This window comes from Frankia sp. Cppng1_Ct_nod, from assembly GCF_920656135.1.
GTDB lineage: Bacteria > Actinomycetota > Actinomycetes > Frankiales > Frankiaceae > Protofrankia > Protofrankia meridionalis.
Genome location: NZ_CAKKTK010000141.1, coordinates 1 through 4,767, shown reverse-complemented (window position 1 = coordinate 4,767; position 4,767 = coordinate 1). Strand labels below are relative to the sequence as shown.

The window sequence follows — 4,767 nt, the reverse complement described above, 5'->3', positions numbered from 1 at the left end:
AAGACGAAAACCTCCTGCGCCTCCCGGACGACCTCACCGGTGAGCGGGTGCAGATAGGTCAGCCGCTCGATCTCGTCCCCGAACATCTCGATGCGGACGGTGAGTTCCTCGTAGACGGGGAACACCTCGACGGTGTCACCGCGGACCCGGAACGTCCCGCGGGTGAAGGCCACGTCGTTGCGGGTGTACTGGACATCGACGAACCTGCGCAGCAGCCGGTCACGGTCGATCTCCTCCCCGACCCGCAGCCGGACCATGCGCTCGACGTACTCCTGCGGCGTGCCCAGGCCGTAGATGCAGCTCACGCTCGCCACGACCACCACGTCCCTACGGGTCAGCAGGCTCATCGTCGCCGAGTGGCGCAGCCGCTCCACCTCGGAGTTGATGGACGAGTCCTTCTCGATGTAGGTGTCGGTCTGGGCGATGTACGCCTCGGGCTGGTAGTAGTCGTAGTACGACACGAAGTACTCGACGGCGTTGTGCGGCAACAGCTCGCGGAACTCGTTGGCGAGCTGCGCGGCCAGCGTCTTGTTCGGCGCCATCACCAACGTCGGTCGCTGCACCTGTTCGACGAGCCATGCGGTGGTCGCCGACTTGCCGGTGCCGGTCGCACCGAGCAGCACGACGTCCTTCTCACCACCGCGGATCCGACGGGCCAGCTCGGCGATGGCGGCCGGCTGGTCACCGGACGGTTCGAAATCCGAGACGACGCGAAACGGTGCGGTGGAACGCTCGATTTCAGTGGTGGGGCGCACGCGTCCTACAACACCACAGGGCACCGACAGTTTCCGTCCGGGCCGCTCTGTTCCGTGAATGCCACGGGTCGGTGCCCTCACCCAGCCGGCCGCGCCGACCACTCGGGCTGATCGGACTGGATGGACTGGACGGCCAGCAGCCGCGACCACACCTCGTCCACCCCGCTCCGCAGGTCGTCGATGGTGCCGGCGTTGTCCACGAGGATGTCCGCGACCGCCCGGCGGGCGGAGTCGGTGGCCTGGTTGGCCATCCTCGCCTCCGCCTGCTCCCGCGGGAGCCCCCGCCCCGCAAGCCGGGCGAGACGGACCTCCCGGGGCGCCTCGACCACGACGACCAGATCGTAGCCGGCGGCAAGACCGGCCTCGACGAGCAACGGCACGTCGTACACGACGATTCCGTCCGCGGGAGCCTGCGCCATGCGGCGGGCCGCCTCCGCCCCGACAAGCGGATGGGTGATCGCCTCCAGTCGGCGGCGGGCGTCCGGATCGGCGAACACGACCGTGCCGAGCGCCTCCCTGTCCAGGCTGCCGTCGGCGCGCAGCAGATGCGGCCCGAACTCCCCGACGACGGCCGCCAGGCCCGGCGTTCCCGGCGCGACCACCTCCCGGGCGATCGCGTCCGCGTCGATCACATGAGCACCATGGTCGGCCAGCAGCTGCGCCACCGCGCTCTTGCCCGCGCCGATCCCACCGGTCAACCCCACCCGCAGCACATCGTCGAGTCTGCCGTATCCGCCGTCTCGAAGTTCCGCCGCATCGTGGTATTCAACCGATGACGAGTCGTTCGCCACCGAAGTCGGCGATGATCTCCAGGCGTCCATCCGCTGTCCCCGCAGCTCCGTCGTGAGGTCCTTGAGCCACCTGTGGGTCTTCCTGAGTGTGGAACGGGGGCGCTGGACCCGGTCCGCGGTCTGGAGCTGCGACATCTCCTCGCCGCCACACTGTTTTTCGCCGACGAGTACACCCGCGCGGCCGCTCTGTTCGACAATGTCGGCCACGAGTACCGCCGGTACCGGCTGGAGCCGAGCCATCCCTATGTGCTCGACTGCGCCTACCATGCCGGCATCGCCTATGCGCAGGCCGGCCAACCCGACAAGGCCCTCGCGCAGCTGCGGTTCTACGTCCAGAACGCCGACTCGGCCGCTAGCGACGACGAACCGGACAGGATCCGCGAGGCCCGCATCACCATCGCCCAGCTGCTCGCCGCCGCCGGCCACCACGACGAAGCCCTTATCGAGCTCGAAGGCGTCCACCGGATCCTGGTAGCCACTTTCGGCCGCGACTCGACCCAGGTCCGCAACCTCACCAAACTCATCGACCGCCTACGGCTCGCCACCGGATCCGGCACCTCGCGCCGGCCTTCGTGATGCCCGCCGACACCACCGACACCGCCGACACCACCGCGACCCCGGGTGGCCACCGGCTTCGGGAGGGCGCGACCGCGAAACACGACACACCGGCAGCTACCGGCCGTAGTCGACTGTCCGGGAGCTATTCGCGTCCGCCGCGGCATGGTTTACCGGAAGCTATACTCGCTGGGTGGACGGACAGCAGTGGGACGTCTACCTCGTCAACGAGGTCCGCGCGTGGATCGACAGTCTGGACGCCGCGACGCACGCATGTGTCGTCCAAGCGATCGACCTGCTCGCGGAGGCCGGCCCTGGGTTTGGCAGACCACTGGTGGACACGATCACGGGTTCGTCGCTCCCCAACCTGAAAGAACTCCGACCAAGAACTGTAAGGATCTTGTTCTGCTTCGATCCGTGGCGTTCGACTATCCTGCTCGTCGCCGGAGACAAAGCCGGACGGTGGAACGCCTGGTACGAGGAGGCGATCCCGTTGGCGGAACAACGCTACAAGACCTATCTGATGGAACGCGGCCAGGAAGGTGATCGGCGATGAGTGGTCACGTGCGCTGGGCAGATATCCGCGCAGAGCAGGTCGCCCGGGCCGGCGGCGAGGACGCGGTCGAGGCCGGCAAGCAGGAACTCCTGGCGGTCTCGGTCGGTCACCGGCTCGCCGAGGTGCGCCGGACGCGGGGCCTGACCCAGCAGCAGGTGGCCGAGCGGATGGGCGTCACCAAGGGCCGGGTCTCGCAGATCGAACAGGGCAAGATCTCCGGCCAGGACGTGGTCGCCCGGTTCGCCGCCGCTCTGGGCGGCCGGCTACATCAAGCGATCTACTTCGACGACGGAGACATCACCGCGATCGCCTGAAACCGGCCTCGACACCGCTGTTCCGCATCGTGGTGGACCTAACGTGTCACTGAGCCTTTCCGCGTAACTACTCGTAGCCCTATGTAACGGCAACTGGCCGTGGTCGACACGCCCAGCGTCACGCTCGCTCCCAAACGAAAGATGGCGATCATCCTGATCTGTTCTGGAAGGAATCGCCCCTCATACCCGTCACGTCCGCCCGCCCGGTGACGTTGCGTGCCGGTAAACGTCGCCTCCTGAAAACGAGGGCCTACGGCCACAAAACCCCCTATCAGGACAGGGTCCGCGCTCAGATCGTGTTGGCGGCGGCGCGGGGGAGGTCCAACGCCCGGATCGCCCGGCAGGTCCGCCTCACGGTGGACACGGTCCGTACCTGGCGGGGCCGGTTCGCCGACCACGGCATCGCCGGGCTGGCCGACCGCAAACGGTCCGGCCGGCCGCCGCGGTCCTGGACCTGTACGCCCGTACCTTCGACGGCGTCGGGCTGGGCGACAACGAGTACGTGATCTCCTGCGATGAGAAGACCTCCATCCAGGCACGCTGCCGCTGCGTTCCCGAACGCGGTCATGGTCCACACCCCTGTCCACGCCTCCTGGTTGAACCAGGTGGAGATCTTTTTCTCCGTTGTCCAGCGCACGGTCGTCTCACCCAACGACTTCACCGACCTGACCCAGATCCCCGACCGGCTCCGAGCATTCGAAGACCGCTACAACGCCACGGCACAGCCGTTCCAGTGGAAGTTCACCACCACCGACCTGGAAGATCTACTAGCCAGACTCGACCGGCACACACCCGACCGACAAGAACAATCCTCCACCCCACAGGCAGCCTGACCAACCCCCGAAGGACCTACGAGCGAGACCACTTAGTCGGTCACTGCAGGTGCATTTCCCGGATGAGCTGCGCGAGCCTGGCGGGCTGGTCAAGAGGGAGGAGCGTGTAGCTGTCCGGTATCTCGACGAGCCATCCTTTCGGGAGGAGTTCGGCGAGACGACGCCCATGCTCCGGAGGCATGACGCGGTCCTTCTCAGCCCAGACGACGAGGGCGGGCCCGTCGAAGGTGGCGAGGCACTCCGCGGCCTCGAGCATGAGGTTGCGCTCTGCCGAGATCGAGCGTAGGACGTGCACCGCGTCGCGGCGGATCTCGCGCTGGTGCAGGATCGGTTTCAGCCAGCGAGCGGTGGCGGCATCGCCACGCTTGGTCAACCAGCCAAAGGAGATCGGCAACCGCCTGAACGGCTTGAGGCGTAGTTGCTGCATGAACAGACCGAACATCGTGGGCGAGAGCTTTCCGGTCAGCACCAGCGTTTTACCGCTCAAGCCCGGTGGGAAGTTGTCGAACGCGTCGCAGGAGGCAAGCACAATTCTATCGACGCGTGCGGCGCCCTCGCAGATGAGCAACTGGACGAGCGCGCCACCGGTGTCATTGCCGACGAGGGTGACGTTGTTCAGATCGAGGCGCTCGAGGAATTCCGCGACGAGCCGTGTAATCGCACGCAGCGAAAGGTCCGCGTCCGCTGGCATCGGATGGGTGTGGGCGCCCAGGGGCAGCGTCGGTGCCACGCACCGATAGTGGCCGCGGAGATCGGTAATCACCTCTTCCCAGAGCGACGTGTCCATCAGGAGCCCGTGCAGCAGAACGATCACCGGCCCGTCGCCACCACTGTCCTCGTATTCGATCGTTCCGGCCGAAAGCTCGATCTTCTCCATTGCTATGCTCCGCACCCGTCTCTTGACCCGCCGCGGCGGGGGCACTTTCCCGATCGCGTCCCGGCTTGCGTATTCCGAGCTGATCC

The 4,767-nt window shown here is 66.8% G+C and carries 8 protein-coding genes; 5 read left to right on the top strand and 3 right to left on the bottom strand.

The features are described 5' to 3' along the window. Window positions 1-755 (bottom strand): DEAD/DEAH box helicase family protein (locus NBW77_RS21815; RefSeq protein WP_250280267.1); only part of this gene is annotated, 755 nt, incomplete at its 3' end. A 77-nt stretch (window positions 756-832) separates the two neighbouring features. Continuing rightward, the gene (gene coaE / locus NBW77_RS21810) at window positions 833-1,459 is read right to left on the bottom strand and encodes a dephospho-CoA kinase (protein ID WP_250280268.1); all 627 of its coding nucleotides are present in this window, start codon (window positions 1,457-1,459) and stop codon (window positions 833-835) included. A 159-nt stretch (window positions 1,460-1,618) separates the two neighbouring features. On the opposite strand from coaE, the gene NBW77_RS21805 reads away from it, so the two are divergent. The 5 genes from NBW77_RS21805 to NBW77_RS21785 all read left to right on the top strand — a co-directional run bounded on the left by NBW77_RS21805 (window position 1,619) and on the right by NBW77_RS21785 (window position 3,804). Continuing rightward, complete coding sequence (locus NBW77_RS21805) at window positions 1,619-2,122, top strand: hypothetical protein (RefSeq protein WP_131746767.1); 504 nt, start codon at window positions 1,619-1,621, stop codon at window positions 2,120-2,122. 172 nt (window positions 2,123-2,294) lie between these two features. After that, window positions 2,295-2,657, top strand: a complete 363-nt coding sequence (locus NBW77_RS21800) for a type II toxin-antitoxin system RelE/ParE family toxin (protein ID WP_131746766.1) — start codon at window positions 2,295-2,297, stop codon at window positions 2,655-2,657. Further along, on the top strand, window positions 2,654-2,971 hold the full coding sequence (locus NBW77_RS21795; protein WP_131746765.1) for a helix-turn-helix domain-containing protein: 318 nt from the start codon (window positions 2,654-2,656) through the stop codon (window positions 2,969-2,971). Before NBW77_RS21800 ends, NBW77_RS21795 begins: the two co-directional genes overlap by 4 nt. Window positions 2,972-3,177: 206 nt before the next feature. Further along, window positions 3,178-3,477, top strand: a complete 300-nt coding sequence (locus NBW77_RS21790) for a helix-turn-helix domain-containing protein (protein ID WP_349817066.1) — start codon at window positions 3,178-3,180, stop codon at window positions 3,475-3,477. A 60-nt stretch (window positions 3,478-3,537) separates the two neighbouring features. Continuing rightward, complete coding sequence (locus tag NBW77_RS21785; protein WP_242605825.1) at window positions 3,538-3,804, top strand: hypothetical protein; 267 nt, start codon at window positions 3,538-3,540, stop codon at window positions 3,802-3,804. A gap of 40 nt (window positions 3,805-3,844) precedes the next feature. Here the strand turns inward: NBW77_RS21785 and NBW77_RS21780 are convergent, their stop codons facing one another. Beyond that, the gene (locus tag NBW77_RS21780) at window positions 3,845-4,681 is read right to left on the bottom strand and encodes an alpha/beta fold hydrolase (RefSeq protein WP_131746764.1); all 837 of its coding nucleotides are present in this window, start codon (window positions 4,679-4,681) and stop codon (window positions 3,845-3,847) included. Window positions 4,682-4,767 lie beyond the last annotated feature (86 nt).